At 69.1% G+C, this 17,320-nt stretch carries 15 protein-coding genes; 6 read left to right on the forward strand and 9 right to left on the reverse strand.

Annotated elements, in window-relative coordinates:
* The first annotated feature begins 139 nt into the window (after positions 1 to 139).
* The 3 genes from QSJ18_RS11360 (at position 140) to QSJ18_RS11370 (ending at position 3,576) form a co-directional block, all read left to right on the forward strand.
* On the forward strand, positions 140 to 643 hold the full coding sequence (locus QSJ18_RS11360) for an RDD family protein (protein WP_286326561.1): 504 nt from the start codon (positions 140 to 142) through the stop codon (positions 641 to 643).
* 66 nt (positions 644 to 709) lie between these two features.
* Complete coding sequence (locus tag QSJ18_RS11365; protein WP_286326562.1) at positions 710 to 2,137, forward strand: outer membrane protein assembly factor BamB family protein; 1,428 nt, start codon at positions 710 to 712, stop codon at positions 2,135 to 2,137.
* Positions 2,138 to 2,169: 32 nt separating this feature from the next.
* Positions 2,170 to 3,576: a hypothetical protein gene (locus QSJ18_RS11370; RefSeq protein WP_286326563.1), complete on the forward strand. Its 1,407-nt coding sequence runs from the start codon at positions 2,170 to 2,172 to the stop codon at positions 3,574 to 3,576.
* Between the two features lie 61 nt (positions 3,577 to 3,637).
* Here the strand turns inward: QSJ18_RS11370 and QSJ18_RS11375 are convergent, their stop codons facing one another.
* The 6 genes from QSJ18_RS11375 to QSJ18_RS11400 form a co-directional block, all read right to left on the reverse strand.
* Entirely contained in the window at positions 3,638 to 4,381 is a 744-nt protein-coding gene (locus QSJ18_RS11375) for a DUF4191 domain-containing protein (RefSeq protein WP_286326564.1), read from the reverse strand.
* 64 nt (positions 4,382 to 4,445) lie between these two features.
* Positions 4,446 to 5,468, reverse strand: a complete 1,023-nt coding sequence (lipA, locus tag QSJ18_RS11380) for a lipoyl synthase (protein WP_286326565.1) — start codon at positions 5,466 to 5,468, stop codon at positions 4,446 to 4,448.
* The gene (gene lipB, locus QSJ18_RS11385) at positions 5,465 to 6,178 is read right to left on the reverse strand and encodes a lipoyl(octanoyl) transferase LipB (RefSeq protein ID WP_286326566.1); all 714 of its coding nucleotides are present in this window, start codon (positions 6,176 to 6,178) and stop codon (positions 5,465 to 5,467) included. Before lipB ends, lipA begins: the two co-directional genes overlap by 4 nt.
* The gene (locus tag QSJ18_RS11390; RefSeq protein ID WP_286326567.1) at positions 6,171 to 7,055 is read right to left on the reverse strand and encodes a TIGR01777 family oxidoreductase; all 885 of its coding nucleotides are present in this window, start codon (positions 7,053 to 7,055) and stop codon (positions 6,171 to 6,173) included. Before QSJ18_RS11390 ends, lipB begins: the two co-directional genes overlap by 8 nt.
* A 9-nt stretch (positions 7,056 to 7,064) precedes the next feature.
* On the reverse strand, positions 7,065 to 8,798 hold the full coding sequence (gene sucB / locus QSJ18_RS11395) for a 2-oxoglutarate dehydrogenase, E2 component, dihydrolipoamide succinyltransferase (protein ID WP_286326568.1): 1,734 nt from the start codon (positions 8,796 to 8,798) through the stop codon (positions 7,065 to 7,067).
* Between the two features lie 209 nt (positions 8,799 to 9,007).
* Entirely contained in the window at positions 9,008 to 10,540 is a 1,533-nt protein-coding gene (locus QSJ18_RS11400; protein ID WP_286326569.1) for a leucyl aminopeptidase, read from the reverse strand.
* Between the two features lie 88 nt (positions 10,541 to 10,628).
* Here QSJ18_RS11400 and gcvT point away from each other — a divergent pair, with 88 nt between their 5' ends.
* Both gcvT and QSJ18_RS11410 read left to right on the forward strand, forming a co-directional pair.
* On the forward strand, positions 10,629 to 11,738 hold the full coding sequence (gene gcvT / locus QSJ18_RS11405) for a glycine cleavage system aminomethyltransferase GcvT (protein ID WP_286326570.1): 1,110 nt from the start codon (positions 10,629 to 10,631) through the stop codon (positions 11,736 to 11,738).
* Positions 11,739 to 11,780: 42 nt separating this feature from the next.
* Entirely contained in the window at positions 11,781 to 12,887 is a 1,107-nt protein-coding gene (locus QSJ18_RS11410; RefSeq protein ID WP_286326571.1) for a branched-chain amino acid aminotransferase, read from the forward strand.
* A gap of 18 nt (positions 12,888 to 12,905) precedes the next feature.
* On the opposite strand, the gene QSJ18_RS11415 is transcribed toward QSJ18_RS11410, so the two are convergent.
* Genes QSJ18_RS11415 through QSJ18_RS11425 form a run of 3 tightly spaced genes read right to left on the reverse strand, consistent with a single transcriptional unit; the run spans position 12,906 to position 16,151 of the window.
* Positions 12,906 to 13,691, reverse strand: a complete 786-nt coding sequence (locus QSJ18_RS11415) for an adenosylcobinamide-GDP ribazoletransferase (RefSeq protein WP_286326573.1) — start codon at positions 13,689 to 13,691, stop codon at positions 12,906 to 12,908.
* 7 nt (positions 13,692 to 13,698) lie between these two features.
* Positions 13,699 to 15,453, reverse strand: coding sequence for a nicotinate-nucleotide--dimethylbenzimidazole phosphoribosyltransferase (gene cobT, locus QSJ18_RS11420; RefSeq protein WP_286326574.1), 1,755 nt, complete (start codon positions 15,451 to 15,453; stop codon positions 13,699 to 13,701).
* A 2-nt stretch (positions 15,454 to 15,455) separates the two neighbouring features.
* The gene (locus tag QSJ18_RS11425) at positions 15,456 to 16,151 is read right to left on the reverse strand and encodes a DUF3043 domain-containing protein (protein WP_286326575.1); all 696 of its coding nucleotides are present in this window, start codon (positions 16,149 to 16,151) and stop codon (positions 15,456 to 15,458) included.
* A 90-nt stretch (positions 16,152 to 16,241) separates the two neighbouring features.
* On the opposite strand from QSJ18_RS11425, the gene QSJ18_RS11430 reads away from it, so the two are divergent.
* The gene (locus QSJ18_RS11430) at positions 16,242 to 17,300 is read left to right on the forward strand and encodes a glycerate kinase family protein (RefSeq protein ID WP_286326681.1); all 1,059 of its coding nucleotides are present in this window, start codon (positions 16,242 to 16,244) and stop codon (positions 17,298 to 17,300) included.
* Positions 17,301 to 17,320: the final 20 nt, after the last annotated feature.

Below are 17,320 nucleotides of genomic sequence, written 5' to 3' on the forward strand. Positions count from 1 at the left end.
CACTAAGGACATGTTTCCCCCGTGTTACACGGCTGATATCGGACTCGCTAAGCCTATGCCCTGCGGGGCGGCGGACACCCGAAACCCCGACCATCGGCGGGGGAATACCATGGTGACCAGCCGCCGAAGGGAGAAAACAGTGGGACGGACCACCGGATCGTGGTTGTCGGGGCCGCAGATCGGACCGGCACCCGGCGTGGACAACGCATACCGGGGCGAGGATCTCGGTCTGCCCGCGGACGGACCGGGCTCGCTGGCCACCGGATGGCACCGGGTGCTCGCACTGCTCGTCGACTGGGTGCTCGCCGGTGGACTGTCGCTGCTGTTCGTCGACTTCGGGTCGTCGATGATGGGCACCGCGGTACTCGGCGTCTGGTTCGTCATCGGCGTCGTCGCCATCAGCCTCTTCGGCTTCACCCCCGGCCAGTTCGCACTCGGACTGCGGGTCGCTCGAATGGATTACGGACCGGCACGGGCGGCGCAGGAGGCGGCGGGTGAACAGCCACCGGCGGCCGTCGGTTTCGTCCGGGCGCTGGCCCGGCAGGTGCTGATCGTCTTCCTGGTTCCGGCCCTGATCAACGACTACAACGGTCGCGCCTTGCACGATCGCGCAACCGGCACCGCGCTGGTGCGGACCCGCTGAATCCTGGTGTAGGCGAACTCCGGCTCGGTGGAGCGCCGTCGTAGGTCGGCGGCGTGGTGTGGTTGCATGAATGCCATGAGGGGGATCTGGGCAAAGGTCACGGGTGTGGTCGTCGCGATGGTGGTGTTGGCGGTCGCCGTCGTGGTCGCCACCACGACGACCGTCGTCGTCGACGGTTCGGCGGGCGCGGTCGAGGGTCCGCCGCCGCGCGTCGGCACGCCGACCAAGGACGTGGCGATGGACCCGATCGCCGGCCCGATCCGCGACAAGTGGAAGGTCGATGCGGTCGGCCTGTTCGGAACCGGCACCGACATCTCCTATGCACGGATCAAGGTGCTGGCAGCGAAACCAGGCATGGTCGCAGTCGCGCTGACGGGTTCGACGGAGTCGGTGGCGGCGGTCAACCCCGACACCGGCGCCAACCTGTGGACGGCCCCGGCGCCGGTGAAATCCGTCGAAGACTGTGTCTTCAGTCGTGACGGCCGGCTCGGTTGTCTGACGTCGGCATACGGCGCATCGCCGCAGCTCACCATCATCGACGACGCCGGTCGGGTGGTCACCGCCAAAGCTCTTCCGAAGTCGGAAGGGTCGGGAAAGCTCCACGCCGGTGGTGACGGATTCCTGGTGACCACGGCATCGGGTTCCGGCCGCGGTGGTCCGGTCACGCTGAACTGGTTCGCCTCGGACGGTGCGCGGACGTGGTCGGTGCCGACAGCGGGGAAGGGCACGGTTTCGGAACCGCTCATCTCCCAGTCGGGCAACATCGTGCTCGTCGTCGGCGACCACGGGGTGTCGGCATACTCGCTCGATCACGGGATGCTGCTCTACGACGCTGCTCCCGAGTTGCGGCGGATGCGTGACACGACGGTCGGTGAGGCGGCCGCGATCCGGATCAGCGCCGTCGCCCACGGGGCGGGTTTCGCGATCGGATTCAGTACCAACTCGTCGGAACGGATCCTCTTCTTCAATTCGACCGGGCATCGCGTGGGCGAGCTCAAGGACTACTCCATGCCTTCGGTCGAGACCGAAGGCGATCGGATTCCGGTGGCCCGCAGCGTCTCCTACTCCAACCGGGGTGTCGGGGTCGTGCTGGGCAGTACCGGAAAGATCAAGTGGGAACAGGCTAGCGACGGCAGTTCCTACGGCGATCTGGAGATTTTCGGGTCGCAGTATCTGGTCTCCAAAGACTATGACAACGGTCGCTACACCTGGACTGTCTTCGATCTGGAGAGCGGTACGCGGACCGGGGTCATCGGCGCAGGCACGTATCAGGAGCCGGTCGGCACCGACGGCGGACGACTGATCTACGAGGGTCGCCGAACCGAGGCAGATCCCTACCCGGGCGGACTGGCTGCCTACGACGTCCGCACCGGCCGTGAGGCCTGGTGGCTGCCGGTGCCGGGATATGAGGTCGATGCGACGGTGGTCGGCCCCTACCTCTTCCGGGCCGAGAATCCGAGCGGCAAGCCCGCGACGGTGGCCCGGATCAGCTGAGTTCCGCGATGCTCGCGGTCCGGCAGCGGCCGATGATGTCGCTCATACTCGCGGCGATAGTCCTGCCCGTCGCGGTCATGGCGGGTATCAGCGGGTTCGGGCACGACGTCGATGGATCGGCCGGCCCCGAACCCTACGTCGCTGACGACGGGCGGATCTATCCGCTCGCGGGCAAACCGCAGCCGATGTGGACCTTGCCTGCCACCGCCTTCGGCGCGCAGGCAGATGCGTCATACGTCGTCGCGGCGGACGCCGACGCCCACCGCGTCGTCGTCCTCGCGTTTCCGCAGTACCACGACCACGACGGGGTGCCGCTGCTCGTCGACTCGGCCGACGGAAAGCCGCGGTGGGACGCCCCGAGCCGATTCGAGGCGGATGACTGCGTCCTCGGTGCCGACCCGGACCTGCTGGCCTGCGTGCGCAACGACCACGAGACGATGCTGACCATCGGTATCCTCGATGCCCGCACCGGCGCGATCATCGACGTCACCACCGCGCCGACGAGGGGTTTCACCTCCCGCGTCGAGGTAGCCGGCGACGGCTTCCTGGTGGTCAGCGACTACCGGGACAACCAGACGCGCAAGAGCGCCGTCGAACTGATGCGGTTCGGTCCCGACGCCCGCAGATCGTGGGTGCAAGTGCCCCGGCCGGGCCTGCAGTATGCGCAGGTGTCGTCGGCGGGCCGGGTGGTGCTCGCCCACTACGGCCATGGAGGGGCGATCGTCTACGCCCTCGACTCCGGACGGCCGCTCTTCGATGACGTGACCGCGACCGCCCGACTGCGTGCGGCGGGACAGGCGAACCTCGCCTTCGACGCCGTGGTCCTGTGTGCGACCGGTTTCGCGGTCGGTTACCTCGGTACCGACGTAGGCAGGGCGACCCGGACCGAGTTGTACGACTCCGACGGTCGGCGTCGAGCCGTGTTCGACGGCTTCGCGCCGTCGCCGCAGCCTGCCGGGGCCGAGGGCACCCTGCTACCGGTCCACGATGGCCGAGGGGAGGTGGCCGGGGTCCTGTCCACCCGCGATGCGCGACTGGTCTGGCAACGCAGGCTTTCGGTCGCGACATTCGACCTGGCGCTGATCGGTGGCCGGTTCGTCGTCACCGACGACGTGACGATCCAGTCGTTCCCCAGATACCGGCGGATACTCGACCTGCATACCGGTGTCCAGCGCGGGATCGTCGTCAGCCACTACGACCAGGAGCTCGTCGCCTCCGACGATGTCCGGTTGATCATGACGTCGGTGTTCAGCAGATTGCGGACGGATCCGCCAGCGGTCGCCGCCTACCGTGTCGTCGACGGAGTGTTGGCCTGGGAAGTGCGCACCGTCGGTGACGACGCCGACCGCTTCAGTTTCGATCTGGTCGGTCCATACCTGTTCCGCACGACCGCCGTGCGTGCCGATCAACCCGCCGCAGTCAGCCGGATGGCGGGCTGAAGACGACGCGAGCGGACGGCCCCGGAGGAACGTCCGCTCGCGTGTGAGTCGGAAACGGTGGTCAGCCGCGGCGGCGCGCGGTGCGCTGCATGCTGCGCATCTTCGCATTGCCGGGGATGGGCCCCTTCGGCATACCCACGCCGGAGGATTTGCCGCCGAGTGCGGACAGCCGGCCCTCCAGGGTGTCCATCCGCTTGGCGTTGATGTTCTTGGGCAGCTTGTTGATATGCCGTTCGAGCTTCGACAGCGGCACCTGGTCGGCGTCGTTGCCGACGATGATCTCGTAGATCGGGGTGTCGCCGACGACGCGGGCAGCCTTCTTCTTCTCCTGTGCCAGCAGGGACTTCACCCGGCTCGGCGAACCCTCGGCGACCAGGATGACGCCGGGACGGCCGATCACGCGGTGGATCGCGTCGAGGTGGGAGGTGCCGGAGACGGCCTGGGCGACTCGCCACTGGCCACGCATGTTGGACAGCGCCCAGCCTGCGGCACCGGGCTGGCCCTCGGCCTTGGTGTACACGGTGCGCTGAACCCGACGTCCGAACAGGATGAACGCGGCCAGCAGACCCAGCACGATTCCCAGCGGAACGAACAACCAGTAGGAACCGAACACCGCGCCGAGCCCGACGAAGACCGCGACGACGAGCACGAAGGTGCCCACCAGGTAGGGGATGAGGCGCTTGTCTTCCTTGCGCTGCATCTGGAAGGCCTGCCAGAACTGTTGCCTGCGTTCCTTCGATGCCTTCTTGCGGGCCTGTTTGGCGGCCGCCTTGTCTTCCTTGCTTACGGACTTCGCCTTTGCCATGGTGCCCAGTTTACGTCCGGCCGAGTCCAGCTCGACCGGCAGGGATGGGGGTGGCCGAACGCGGTCAGCGACCGAGACGGTCCAACAATGACGAAGCCTCCTGGCTGGCCGAACCGCCGTCGGCCAGATGCGCCATCGCGGCGGGCAGTTCACGGCCGTGATGGGCCATCGCCTGCGCGTACAGGCGACCGGCCCGGTAGGACGAACGGACCAGCGGCCCGGCCATCACACCCGCGAATCCGACCTCCTGGGCGAATTCGGAATGGTCGACGAACTCCTCGGGCTTGACCCAGCGTTCCACCGGATGGTGGCGCGGCGAGGGACGCAGATACTGCGTGATGGTCAGGATGTCGCAGCCGGCCTCATGGAGATCGACAATGGCGTCCTGGACCTCGCGCGGTGTCTCACCCATGCCGAGGATCAGATTCGATTTGGTGACCAGTCCGAAGTCGCGGGCGGCGGTGAGTACCTCGAGTGACCGCTCGTAGCGGAATGCGGGGCGGATGCGTTTGAAGATGCGCGGCACCGTCTCGAGGTTGTGTGCCAACACCTCCGGCCGGGCGTCGAAGACCTCGGCCAGCAGGTCGGGTTTGGCATGGAAGTCGGGGATCAGGTTCTCCACGCCGGTGCCCGGATTGAGCTGATGGATGGCCCGCACGGTCTCCGCGTACAGCCAGGCACCCTCGTCGGGCAGATCGTCGCGGGCGACGCCGGTGATCGTCGAGTAGCGCAGCCCCATGGCCTGCACGCTCTCGGCGACGCGCCGCGGTTCGTCGCGATCGAGTTCAGCAGGCCGGCCGGTGTCGATCTGGCAGAAATCGCAACGCCGGGTGCACTGTTCGCCGCCGATCAGGAAGGTGGCCTCGCGGTCTTCCCAGCATTCGTAGATGTTGGGACAGCCGGCCTCTTCGCAGACGGTGTGCAGTCCCTCGCGCTTGACCAGACCCTTGAGCTCGGTGAACTCCGGTCCCATCGTCGCGCGGGTACGAATCCACTCCGGTTTGCGCTCGATCGGGGTCTGCGCGTTGCGCACCTCCAGGCGCAGCAACTTGCGACCCCCGTTCTCTGCTGGCTGGGTCACGGTCATCGCTCCGATCCTACGCCCGCGGTGACGGTGCCCCCGGGCTGGGCAGTGGGGGGTTCGACACCGGCGAGGGCGGCCGACACCGCCGCGGCCACCGGGTCGAGGAACTCCGCGACAGGTAATTCGACGCCCGTCTCGGCGTGCAGCGAGGTGACCCCGGCGTCGGCGATACCGCACGGCACGATGGCCTGGAAGGCCGACATGTCGGGGTCGATGTTGAGGGCGAAACCGTGCAGCGCGACGCCTCGCGCGACGCGGATTCCGATCTGGCCGAGCTTGCGTTCGCCTGCGTCGTCGGAGACCCAGACACCGGAGCGACCCTCGACCCGGCCGGTGTGGACGCCCACCCCGGCGCACACCGCGATGAGCGCGGTTTCGAGCCTGCGCACGTATTCGACGACATCGAGCGGCTCGGCGAGCCGGACGATCGGGTAACCGACGAGCTGACCGGGGCCATGCCAGGTGATGCGGCCGCCGCGGTCGACGTCGATCACAGGTGCGCCGTTGTCCGGCCGGTCGGATTCTTCGGTGCGTTTGCCCGCGGTGTAGGTCGAGGGATGTTCGAGCAGCAACAGGACGTCGTGGTCGAGGGTGCCCGCGGCCCGCTCGTCGGCGAGCCGATGCTGCAACGCATAGGTGTCGCGATAGTCGACGGTGCCGAGGAGGCGGACTTCGATCGGTGACTGCGCCGCACGTACCGAACGCTCAGGCACAGGAGTACTCCAAAGCCGCTTCGAGGTCGGGATGGGTGAAATGGAAGCCGTGTTGGGTCAGCACCTCCGGCATAACGCGCTGACTGGCCAGAATCATTTCCTCGGCCATCTCACCGCCGGCGGTGCGGGCCACAAACCCCGGCACCGACAGCACAGTCGGCCGGTGCACGGCATGTCCGAGTGCAGTGGCGAACTCGCCGAACCGCACAGGTTCGGGTGCGGACAGATTGACCGGACCGGCGATGTCGGACTCGAGCAGAAAGGTGATGGCACGCACCTCGTCGACCAGGGTGATCCAGGAGAAGAACTGTCGGCCGTCGCCGATCGCGCCACCCAGGCCCAGCCGGAAGATCGGACGTAACTTCGCGAGCAAGCCACCGGTCGGGGAGAGCACCGGCGCGGTGCGCAGTAACACGACCCGGGTCTTCGGGCCGGTGTTGGCGGTGGCGGCCGCCTCCCAGTCGGTGACCAGGTCCGGGAGGAACCCGTCACCCGCCGGATCCTGTTCGGTCGCAGCGTGATCCCCGGTGTCGCCGTAGAACCCGGTCGCACTGGCGCTGATGAAGGTGGCCACACCGGCCGCACGCACGGCCTCGGCGAGCACCTCGGTTGGGGTGATCCGCGAGTCGCGCAGTTCCTGTTTGAAACGTCCGCTCCAGCGACGGTCGCCGACGCCGACACCACCCAGACCGATCACGGCATCGACGCCCGACAGGCTTTCCGGCGGGACGCCGAAAGTCTCCGGATCCCAACTGAACTCGTCGTCATCGAGTGCCTCTCGGCGGACCAGACGGCTAACCGTGTGGCCCGCCGAGCGCAGGGAGGTGACCAGGGCTGACCCGATCAGTCCCTGCGAGCCCGCGACGGCTACATGCAACAGGTGCCCCTACAGGCCGAGGTCGGCGGCGAAGGCGGCATCCTCCAGACGCTTCTTCACCGTGGTGAGGAAACGGCCGGCGTCGGCACCGTCGATGAGCCGGTGATCGTAGGTGAGTGGCAGGTAGGACATCGACCGCACCGCGATCGAGTCGGCACCGTCGTCGCCGGTGATGACGACCGGGCGCTTGACGATCGCGCCGGTGCCCAGCTCGGCGGCCTGCGGCGGCACCAGGATCGGGGTGTCGAACAGGGCGCCCTGGCTACCGATGTTGGTGATGGTGAAGGTGCCGCCGACGAGTTCGTCGGGCTTGAGTCCGCCCGAACGCGCACGCGCCGCGATGTCGGTGATCGCGCGGGCGAGCCCGGCCACCGACAGATCGTCGGCGTTGTGGATCACCGGCGAGAGCAGCCCGTGTTCGGTGTCGACCGCGATACCCAGATGCACCTTGTCGTAGTAGGTGATCTCCTTCGCGTCCTCGTCGATCGAGGCGTTCACGTTCGGGTGCACCTTCAGCGCCTCGACGACGGCCTTGGCGATGAACGGCAGGAAGGTCAGGTTGACCCCCTCGGCCGCCTTGAAGGACTCCTTGGCGGCCTTGCGTAGCGCGACGATCTTGGTCATGTCGACCTCAAAGACCTGGGTGAGCTGGGCGCTGCTGAGTAGCGACTCACGGGTCTTCTTGGCGGTGATGAGGCGAATCCGGCTGGCCTTCTGCGTGGTTCCGCGCAGCGCGGCGAGTTCCGGCTTGACCTCCGGGGCCGCGGCGGCCGGGGCACTGCTGGTGGCGGCCGGGGCAGTCGGAGCTGCGGCGGGCGCCTTCTTCGCCTCGGCGGCGGCCAGCACATCCTGCTTACGGATACGGCCGCCGACGCCGGTGCCCTTGATGGAGTTCAGATCGATGTCGTTCTCGGCGGCCAGCTTGCGCACCAGCGGGGTGACGTACGGCGTCGACTCGATGGTGGGCGGATTGTCCGAAGCTGCTGCGGCGGTGGCCTTCTCAGCTGCCGGTGCGGCAGGTGCCGCCGGGGCGGGAGCCGGGGTCGGGGCGGAGGCGACGGGTTCGGGCTCCGGCTCCGGCTCGGGGGTCGGCTCCGGGGTGGGGGCGGCCGGGGCGGGAGCGGCACTCGGCGCGGCCGAAGCATCACCGATCACGGCGAGCTTGCCGCCGACCTCGATGACGTCGTCTTCGACGGCCAGGATCTCCAGCAGCGTGCCCGCGGCGGGGGACGGGATCTCGGTGTCGACCTTGTCGGTGGACACCTCGACGAGCGGATCGTCGACGGCGACGGTGTCACCGACCTTCTTGAGCCAATTGGTGACGGTGCCCTCGGTGACCGATTCACCGAGTTCGGGCATCAGCACGTCGGTGCCGGAGGCGCCACCGGCCGGAGCCGCGGCAGCGACGGGGGCGGCCGGTTCGGGCTCAGCGACGGCTGCGGGTTCGGGTTCGGGCGCGGCTTCCGGTTCCGGTGCCGACTCCGGTGCGGCGGAGGCGGCTTCGCCTGCTTCGCCGATGATCGCCAGCTCGCCGCCGACCTCGACGACGTCGTCTTCCTGGGCGAGGATCTTGGTGAGCACACCCGCGGCGGGTGCGGGGATCTCGGTGTCGACCTTGTCGGTGGACACCTCCAGCAACGGCTCGTCGACCTCGACGGTGTCGCCCTCCTCCTTCAGCCACCGGGTGACTGTCCCCTCGGTGACACTTTCACCAAGGGCGGGCATCTGGACGGAGAAGGCCATCGTTGTTGACTCCTGAACTCGACGTGGTGGTCTGTGGTCGCTACCGGGCGGTGTGTGCGCCACCCGGGTACAGGGCTGGTGGCCGGTCAGCCGCCCACCCTCGGGTAACCCTACCCGTCGCGCAACGGTCTGACTCGGCACACCGGGTAAAGCCGAGCCGTCGCGACACACCCGGGACATTCATCCGGTCAGGGTGTGTCGCGAGCCGCTCATCCGTTGGTCTGGATGTCGGCGAGGAGCGCCGCGATCGTACGCACGGGTACACCCGTACCGCCCTTGGGTGTGTAGCCCCACGGCGCGCCCGAATTGAATGCCGGACCGGCGATGTCGATATGCGCCCAGGCGACGCCGTCGGCCACGAACTCCTGCAGGAACAGTCCGGCCGACAGCATGCCGCCGTTGCGGTGGTTGGTGACGTTGGCCAGGTCGGCGACCCGCGACTTGAGGTCGCCGCGCAGTTCCTTGGGCAGCGGCATCGCCCAAGCGTTCTCGCCGACCTCGGCGGAGATCGCGGCGACCCGGTCGCGGAACTCGGGGGTACCCATGACGCCGGGGGTGCGCGCGCCGAGTGCGACCATCTGCGCGCCGGTCAGCGTCGCGGTGTCGATGAGGTAGTCGGGCTCGTCCTCGCAGGCACGGACGATGGCGTCGGCCAGGATCAGCCGTCCCTCCGCGTCGGTGTTGAGCACCTCGACGGTGCGTCCTCCGTACTGGGTCAGCACGTCGCCGGGCCGCTGCGCGGTCGAGGACGGCATGTTCTCGGCCATCGGGACGGTGGCGGTGACCGACACCTCGAGATCGAGGCGGGCCGCCAGGATGGTCGCGGCGATGACCGCGGCCGCCCCACCCATATCCGAGGTCATGTGGTCCATATTGGCGGCGGGTTTGATGGAGATGCCGCCGGTGTCGAAGGTGATGCCCTTGCCGACCAGCGCAACCTTCTTGGCACCCTTGCGGCCGGCGTGGGTCAGCCGGACCAGGCGCGGCAACCGTGACGACCCCTTGCCGACGCCGATGATCCCGCCGTATCCCTGGGCGAGAAGTTCCTTGTCGTCCAAGATCTCGACGTTCAGCCCGGCCTTGGTACCCAGACTGCGGGCGCGCGCGGCGAACTCCTCCGGGTAGAGGTGACTCGGGGGAGTGTTGACGAAGTCGCGGGCGATCGCGACACAGTCGGCGACGGCCGCGGCGTGATCGACTTCGGCCTTGGCCTCCTTCGACTTGGATTCGGCGAGGAGGGTGATCCGCGCCGGCGGGTTCTTCTTCGGCTTGGTCTTGTCCGTGCGGAACTCGTCGAAACGGTAGGCGCCCAGGAAGAATCCCTCGGCGGCCGCGGCCAGATTCACTGTCGACAACGTGGTGGCGACCGCGTCGAACCCGTCGAGGGCACGGGCGGCGACGCCGGCGGCCTGACGCAACAGGTCGGCGTCGTCGACCTCGTCAGCTGATCCGAGGCCGACCGCGAGGACGACGTCGACGCCCAGCGTCGCGGGTGCGGCCAGCCGGGTGACCTCGCCGTGCGATCCGGTTGCCCCGAGTGCGGTGAGCGCGGCGGTGATCTCGCTCGCCTGCGCGTCGTCGAGCACTCCGTCGCCGACGACGAGGGTCGGTTCAGAGGTGTCGGCGTCCTCGGAGGAAGCGCTGATCAGGCCGATGACCAGGGCGGCGTCGCCCTTGTCGAGAGCGGTGGACAGGACCAGTTCGGGGCCGCGCGTGCGATCGGCGTTGTCGTTCTTGCTCATTTCGCCAACTCTGCCACAGCGATGCCGACCGGGGCCGTTGTCGCCGGTCGTTCCGATCTGGTCGGGTACACCGACTAGCCTGGGCGGCATGTCTGAACTGCTCGCCGGACCCATCGCCGACCGTCATCTCGCCCTCGGGGCCTCGTTCGCCGAATTCGGTGGGTGGGATATGCCGGTGTCCTACGCCGGAACCGTCGCCGAACACACCGCGGTGCGCGAGAACGTCGGCATCTTCGACGTCAGCCACCTCGGTAAGGCGCTGGTCGCCGGTCCCGGGGCGGCGGCCTTCGTCAATGCGACGCTGACCAACGACCTGGCCAAGATCGTGCCGGGTAAGGCGCAGTACACGTTGTGCTGCAACGAGACCGGCGGCGTCGTCGACGACCTGATCGCCTATCTGGTCTCCGAGGACGAGGTTTTTCTGGTGCCCAACGCGGCCAACACCGCAACCGTCGTCGCCGCGCTGGCCGCGGCCGCGCCCGCGGGGATCGAGGTCACCGACCGGCACCGAGACCATGCCGTCTTCGCGGTGCAGGGACCCAAGGCGCCGGAAGTGCTCGCCGGCCTCGGGCTGCCTGCCGACATGGAGTACATGGCCTTCGCCGACGCGACGCTCGCCACCGCCGCGGGCGACGCGCCGGTTCGGGTGTGCCGCACCGGATACACCGGCGAACGGGGCTACGAGATCATCCCGCGCTGGGACGATGCTGGCCCGGTCTTCGACGTTCTGCTCGAGCGGGTGCAGGCACTCGGCGGCGCACCGGCCGGCCTCGGCGCGCGCGACACGCTGCGCACCGAGATGGGTTACGCGTTGCACGGTCACGAGCTGAGCCCGGAGATCTCGCCGGTGCAGGCCCGGTCGAGCTGGGCGGTGGGCTGGGACAAGCCGGCCTTCTTCGGCCGCGACGCTTTGCTCGCGGAGAAGGCGGCCGGTCCGGTACGTCGCCTGTACGGGTTGCGAGCCACCGGACGTGGTGTGCCACGCGCGGATTGCGCGGTGCGGTCGGCCGACGGCGCGTGCCAGATCGGGGTGTGTACGTCGGGAACGTTCTCGCCGACCCTCAAACAGGGCATCGCGCTGGCGCTGATCGACACCGCGTCGGGTGTGAAGAAGGGCGACGAGGTCGTCATCGACGTGCGTGGTCGGGAGCTGCCGTGTGAGGTCGTGCTGCCGCCCTTCGTCGAATCCCACGTCTGAGGCGCGCGATATCCGGTTGATCCTCGGCGGTACCATGTGCCAATGACCTTGGAGTTCACCCGTAACGAGCATCCCCACCCGGTGTCCGAGTCGCGACGTGCGGAGATTCTGTCCGCACCCGGTTTCGGTAACTACTTCACCGACAACATGGTGATGGTCGACTACGACGTAGAACGCGGATGGCACAACGCCAAGGTGACCCCGTACGGTCCGATCGCCCTCGATCCGTCGGCGATGGTCCTGCATTACGGCCAGGAGATCTTCGAGGGACTCAAGGCCTACCGTCAGCCCGACGGTTCGATTGCGGCGTTCCGCCCGGAGGCCAACGGCGAGCGGATGCAGCGCAGCGCCGAGCGGCTGGCCATGCCACCGCTGCCGGTCGACGAGTTCATCGAGTCGCTGCGCGCACTGTTGGCCGCCGACAACGCCTGGGTGCCGCCGGCCGGCGGTGAGGAGTCGCTCTACCTGCGTCCGTTCATGTTCGCCTCGCAGGCCGGGCTCGGTGTCAACGCCCCGTCGAAGGAGTACATCTACTCGGTGATCGCCTCACCGGCCGGTGCCTACTTCTCCGGTGGCATCAAGCCCGTCAGCGTGTGGCTGAGCACCGAATATGTGCGTGCGGCTCCCGGTGGCACCGGCTTCGCCAAGTGCGGCGGCAACTATGCGGCGGCCTTCCTGGCGCAGCGGCAGGCCACCGAACAGGGCTGCGACCAGGTCATCTGGCTCGATGCGCTGGAGCGTCGCTACATCGAGGAGATGGGCGGCATGAATCTGTTCTTCGTGTTCGGCTCCGGCGCCGACGCCCGGCTGGTGACGCCGGAACTGACCGGCTCGCTGCTGCCGGGTGTCACCCGCGACTCGCTGCTGACACTGGCCACCGACGCAGGCTTCGCGGTCGAGGAACGTCGCATCACGACCGAGGAACTGCGCAAGGGTGTGGCATCGGGCGACATCACCGAAGTGTTCGCGTGCGGCACCGCGGCCGTCATCACCCCGGTGGGCCGGGTCCGTGGCGAGAACGAGGACTACACCATCGGCAACGGCACCACCGGTGAGGTCACCCAGGCGCTGCGCGACACCCTGACCGGTATCCAGCGCGGCACCTTCGCCGACACCCACGGCTGGATGACCGAGCTCTACCGGCCCTGACCGCGGCGGCCGGCGCGGTCACCGGAGCAGGAGGACGACCACCGCGACGGCGACACCGATCTCGATGGTGGCGCCCAGCACATCTCCGTTGATGCCGCCCATCCGGCGCGCACAGTGGCGGGTGAACAGCCACGCGACACCACCGACCACCGCCACCGCGAGCACCGCCGCGGTGGCGGTTCGCGTATCGAAACCTGTTGCGGCGCCGGTGTAGCCGACGCCGAGTGCTACCGCGACGGCGACGCTCAGCCACACTGCGATCGCCGCGCGCTGGGTGCCGGCGACGAGGGCACCGAAACCGTCGGGGTGGGCCGGGGGCACTGCGCTGCGGCAGGCGATCACTGCACCGACACGTGCCAGCCCGACTGCGAAAGCCAGTTCGCCCCATCGTGATTCGGCGGCCAGCGTGGCGAAACCGACACCCTGCAGGCCGAGGATGAGGATGAGGGTGACGACACCGAACGGTCCGACCGGACCGCTGCGCATCACCTCGGCGACCCGCGCGGGCGGACCGTAACAGCCGAGTCCGTCGGCGGTGTCGGCCAGCCCGTCCAGATGCATACCGCGCGTGGCCAGGGCCAGCAGCGCGACCAGCAGCAGCCCGATCTCGAGCGAGGGAAGGTCGGTGCGCGACAAGCCCAGCCCGACGGCGGCCACCAGTGCTCCGAGTGCGGCACCCACGATCGGGGTGGCCGCGATGACCGCGCCGCCGATCTGCCGGTCCGGGGCGGAACCGGTGTCGCCGACCGGGGCGACGGTCAGCCAGGCGAAGGCTGTGCGGATCGCGACGATCGGCGACACCATCGCCGGCTCAGGGTGTTTCGGAGTCGCCGTCGGGACCTGCGGAATCGGACACACCCGCTTCGCCGAAGGTGGCCATGTCGTTGAGTATGTCGACGGCGGCCCGCACCACCGGCACCGCCATCAGTGCGCCGCTGCCCTCGCCGAGCCGCATGGACAGGTCGAGTACCGGGTCGAGATCGAGATGCTCCAGCGACAGCCGGTGCGCGGGTTCCACCGACCGGTGTCCGGCCAGCCACCAGCGCGAGGCGCCGGGCGCCAGCTCGTTGGCGACCAGGGCGGCGGCGGTGATCACCACACCGTCGAGGATGACCGGGGTCCGACGGATCGCGGCCTGGGCCAGAAAGCCGGCGACCGCAGTCAGATCGGCACCGCCGACCGCGGCCAGCAGGGCCAGCGGGTCGTGGGCGACCGAACGTGCGCGCCGCATCCCGTCGCGGATGGCGGCGGTTTTGCGCATCCAGCCGGCGTCGTCGATGCCGGTGCCGCGGCCGACGATCTCGACCGGCTCGCGTCGGGTGATCGCACCGACCAGCACTGTTGCCGGGGTGGTGTTGCCGATACCCATTTCGCCGGCGATCAGCAGGTCGGTGCCGGAGTCGACGAGGTCGTCGGCGATCGCGCGGCCGGCGGCCAGTGCCTGCCGGGCCTCGGCCAGCGAGATCGAATCGGTGACCCGCAGGTCGTTGCTGCCGCGACGCACCTTGTAGGCCGATACCTCCGGCGCGGTGTCGGCGTCCACCGAGATGTCGACGACCCGCACCGACGCCCCGTACTCGCGGGCCATGACGTTGACCGCGGCACCGCCCCCGGCGATGTTGGCGACCATCTGGGCGGTCACCTCGGGGGGGAATGCCGAAACCCCGGCGTGGGCGACGCCATGGTCGCCGGCGAAGACCACCACCGCGGGTTGTCGGATCGGTGCGGGTGGACATTGCCGCTGGCAGGATGCGATCCACACGCCGATGTCCTCGAGCCTGCCGAGTGAACCCGGGGGCTTGGTCAGGGTCAGGTGTCGGGCTCGGGCCGCGCGGGCGGTCGTCTCGTCGGGTAGCTCGACCACCCCGAAGACCTCGGCGTCGGTCGGGTCGATCGTCGGGACCGCAGAGGTGGTCGCTGGTACGGCTACCGTCGGTGCCGGGGTATCGATCGCAGGTGCGGCCGCGATGAGCGGGATGGCGGGTCCGGCTGCGGCAGCACCGCTTTCGGCGGGCTGCGCAGGCTGGCCGGGGGAGGCGGGCAGGTCGAGTACACGACCCGCGACCACCAGGCGGACCCGCTCACACACCCGGGCGACGGCGGAGTTGAGTGCGCCCAGCTGATCCTGGAAGAGCCGGCCGGACCGGGTGTCGGGGACCAGCGAGAGTCCGACCTCGGGGCTGATCAGGACGACATCGGCGGTGGCGGAGGCCAGCGCGGCACACAGGTCGTCGACGTCGGCGGTCAGGTCGACGGGGCGATCCCAGCCCCCTGCCGCGTCGATCCGCGCGGCCAGCCAGTTGCCGAGGTCGTCGACGAGGGCGGGTACGCCGGGTGCTGCGCGCAGTGCCGCGGCCAGATCGGTCGTCTCGACCGTCTCGTAGCGCGCATCGCGGCGGGCTCGGTGCGCGGCCACCCGCGCGACCCACTCCGCGTCGGTGCTGATCGTCGGCCCGGTCGCCAGATAGCGCACCCGTGGATACGCGGACAGGAGTTCCTCGCCGAGGGCCGACTTCCCCGAACGCACACCACCGAGGAGGAGGGTGCGCGTGGTAGCTGTCGCCATCGTCAGACTTCGTCGCCCGCGGACACCTGCGGCGCGGGGGCACGCATCTTACGGACCTGCATGGCCCGGGTGAAGGCGTACCAGCCGAGCCGGAAACCACCGTCGGTGGTGTCGGGGAATCGTTCCCGCACCCGACGGTTCACGATCCGTCCCAGGATGTAGCCGTCGATCGCCGCGAAGATCACGAAGACCAGGAGCAGCGGGGTGGAGAAGTAGGCCAGATTGGGCAGGAACATGACCACGATCAGCACGATGGCGAAGGGCATGAACAGACCGACGAAGTTGCGTCGGGAGTCGACGATGTCGCGGGCGTAGCGGCGTACCTCACCCTTGTCGCGCGGCATCAGATAGCGCTCTTCGCCTGCCATCATCCGTTCGCGCTGCTCCAGGCGCTGCGCCTTGAGTTCAGCCGAGCGGGCCTTGCGGTCCGCCTTCGGCGTCGCCTTCTTGATTTCCTTCTTCCGCGCGCGGGCCTCGGTGCGGTTGGTCGGCGGCGGCGCGACCGGGCCCCGACGACGGTTCTCCGCTTCCCGGCGCTTCGGGGTGGGCCGGCCCTTGCCGGGGGTGGTCGAACTGCCTCGTACGGGCGTCGAATCAGTGTCGTCGTCGGTGTCGACGCTGGTCTCGGCGGTCTCCGTGGTGTCCGGGTCGGCGCTGTCGGCCGTCGCGTCGGACTCCTTGTTCCATGGCAGCTTCACACCCTCGAGGGTAGGCGATGAGCGCTGCCGACTTTCGCTGACCTCCCTATACTTCCGCCCATGACGGCAGCCGAATCCTCCGCGACGACCCTGCGGGTGCTGATCGCGCCGGATTCCTTCGGGGACACTCTCTCCGCAGTCGAGGCGGCGGCCGCGATCGCCGCCGGCTGGTCAGGGGCGCGCGGCGGTGACGAGCTGATCAGCGCACCCCAGTCCGACGGCGGGCCGGGATTCGTCGACGTGCTGGCCTCGCGGCTCGGCGTCGTACAGACCGAGACGGTGGCGGGTCCGCTGGGCGCGTCGGTGACGGCAAGCTGGCTGCTGGACGAGCAGGCGCCGGTTCCGACCGCCTACCTCGAATGCGCGCAGGCCTGCGGTCTGCATCAGCTCGGCGGCGGCCCGACACCGCGCACCGCACTCGCCGCCGACACCCGAGGGGTCGGCCGGTTGCTGGCCGCGGCCCTGGAGCGAGGGGTCGGACGGATCGTCGTCGGACTGGGCGGCAGCGCGACCACCGACGGTGGCAGCGGCCTGATCGCCGAACTCGGTGGACCGGCGCGGGCCGCGGATCGGTTGTCCGGCGTCGAACTCGTCGTGGCTTCCGATGTCGAGAATCCGCTGCTCGGTGAGCTGGGTGCGGCACACGTCTTCGGCCCGCAGAAGGGGGCCGACGCGCCGACGGTGGAACTGTTGGAAGAGCGGCTGCGCCGGTGGGCGCCGGTGCTGGAGTCGATCGCCGGTCGTGACGTCGGTGACGAAGCCGGTGCCGGCGCCGCGGGGGGACTGGGCGCGGCTCTGCTCGGGCTGGGCGGCCGCCGGGTGTCGGGGGCCACGGTGGTCGCCGAGGCGACCGGGCTGGCCGAGGCCGTGGCCGGCGCGGATCTGGTGATCACCGGTGAGGGGCGCTTCGACACGCAGACCTTGCGCGGCAAGGTGGTGTCGGCGCTGCACGGCGCAGCATCGGCAGCGGGTGCCCGCACCCTGGTGCTGGCCGGACAGGTGAGTCTGTCCGAGGCCGAGATCGCCGACGCGGGCATCGCGGGCGCCTATGCGATCGTCGACATCGCCGGATCGGTGCGCCTGGCCATGGACGACGCGGGCAACCAGCTGGCCCGCCTCGCCGAATCGGTCGCCCGATCTTGGACGTGATGGGAGGGAATAGTCGCGGT

Origin of the sequence: Gordonia heveisoli (assembly GCF_030315745.1) — a bacterium.
Taxonomy (GTDB): Bacteria; Actinomycetota; Actinomycetes; order Mycobacteriales; family Mycobacteriaceae; genus Gordonia.

Excerpts from the sequence above, each read along its gene's own strand:
- cobT (WP_286326574.1), bottom strand. The coding sequence starts at position 15,453 with ATGGCGACAGCTACCACGCGCACCCTCCTCCTCGGTGGTGTGCGTTCG.
- QSJ18_RS11400 (WP_286326569.1), bottom strand. The coding sequence starts at position 10,540 with ATGAGCAAGAACGACAACGCCGATCGCACGCGCGGCCCCGAACTGGTC.
- lipA (WP_286326565.1), bottom strand. The coding sequence starts at position 5,468 with ATGACCGTGACCCAGCCAGCAGAGAACGGGGGTCGCAAGTTGCTGCGC.
- QSJ18_RS11410 (WP_286326571.1), top strand. The coding sequence starts at position 11,781 with ATGACCTTGGAGTTCACCCGTAACGAGCATCCCCACCCGGTGTCCGAG.
- QSJ18_RS11375 (WP_286326564.1), bottom strand. The coding sequence starts at position 4,381 with ATGGCAAAGGCGAAGTCCGTAAGCAAGGAAGACAAGGCGGCCGCCAAA.
- QSJ18_RS11365 (WP_286326562.1), top strand. The coding sequence starts at position 710 with ATGAATGCCATGAGGGGGATCTGGGCAAAGGTCACGGGTGTGGTCGTC.
- QSJ18_RS11370 (WP_286326563.1), top strand. The coding sequence starts at position 2,170 with ATGATGTCGCTCATACTCGCGGCGATAGTCCTGCCCGTCGCGGTCATG.
- gcvT (WP_286326570.1), top strand. The coding sequence starts at position 10,629 with ATGTCTGAACTGCTCGCCGGACCCATCGCCGACCGTCATCTCGCCCTC.
- QSJ18_RS11415 (WP_286326573.1), bottom strand. The coding sequence starts at position 13,691 with ATGGTGTCGCCGATCGTCGCGATCCGCACAGCCTTCGCCTGGCTGACC.
- sucB (WP_286326568.1), bottom strand. The coding sequence starts at position 8,798 with ATGGCCTTCTCCGTCCAGATGCCCGCCCTTGGTGAAAGTGTCACCGAG.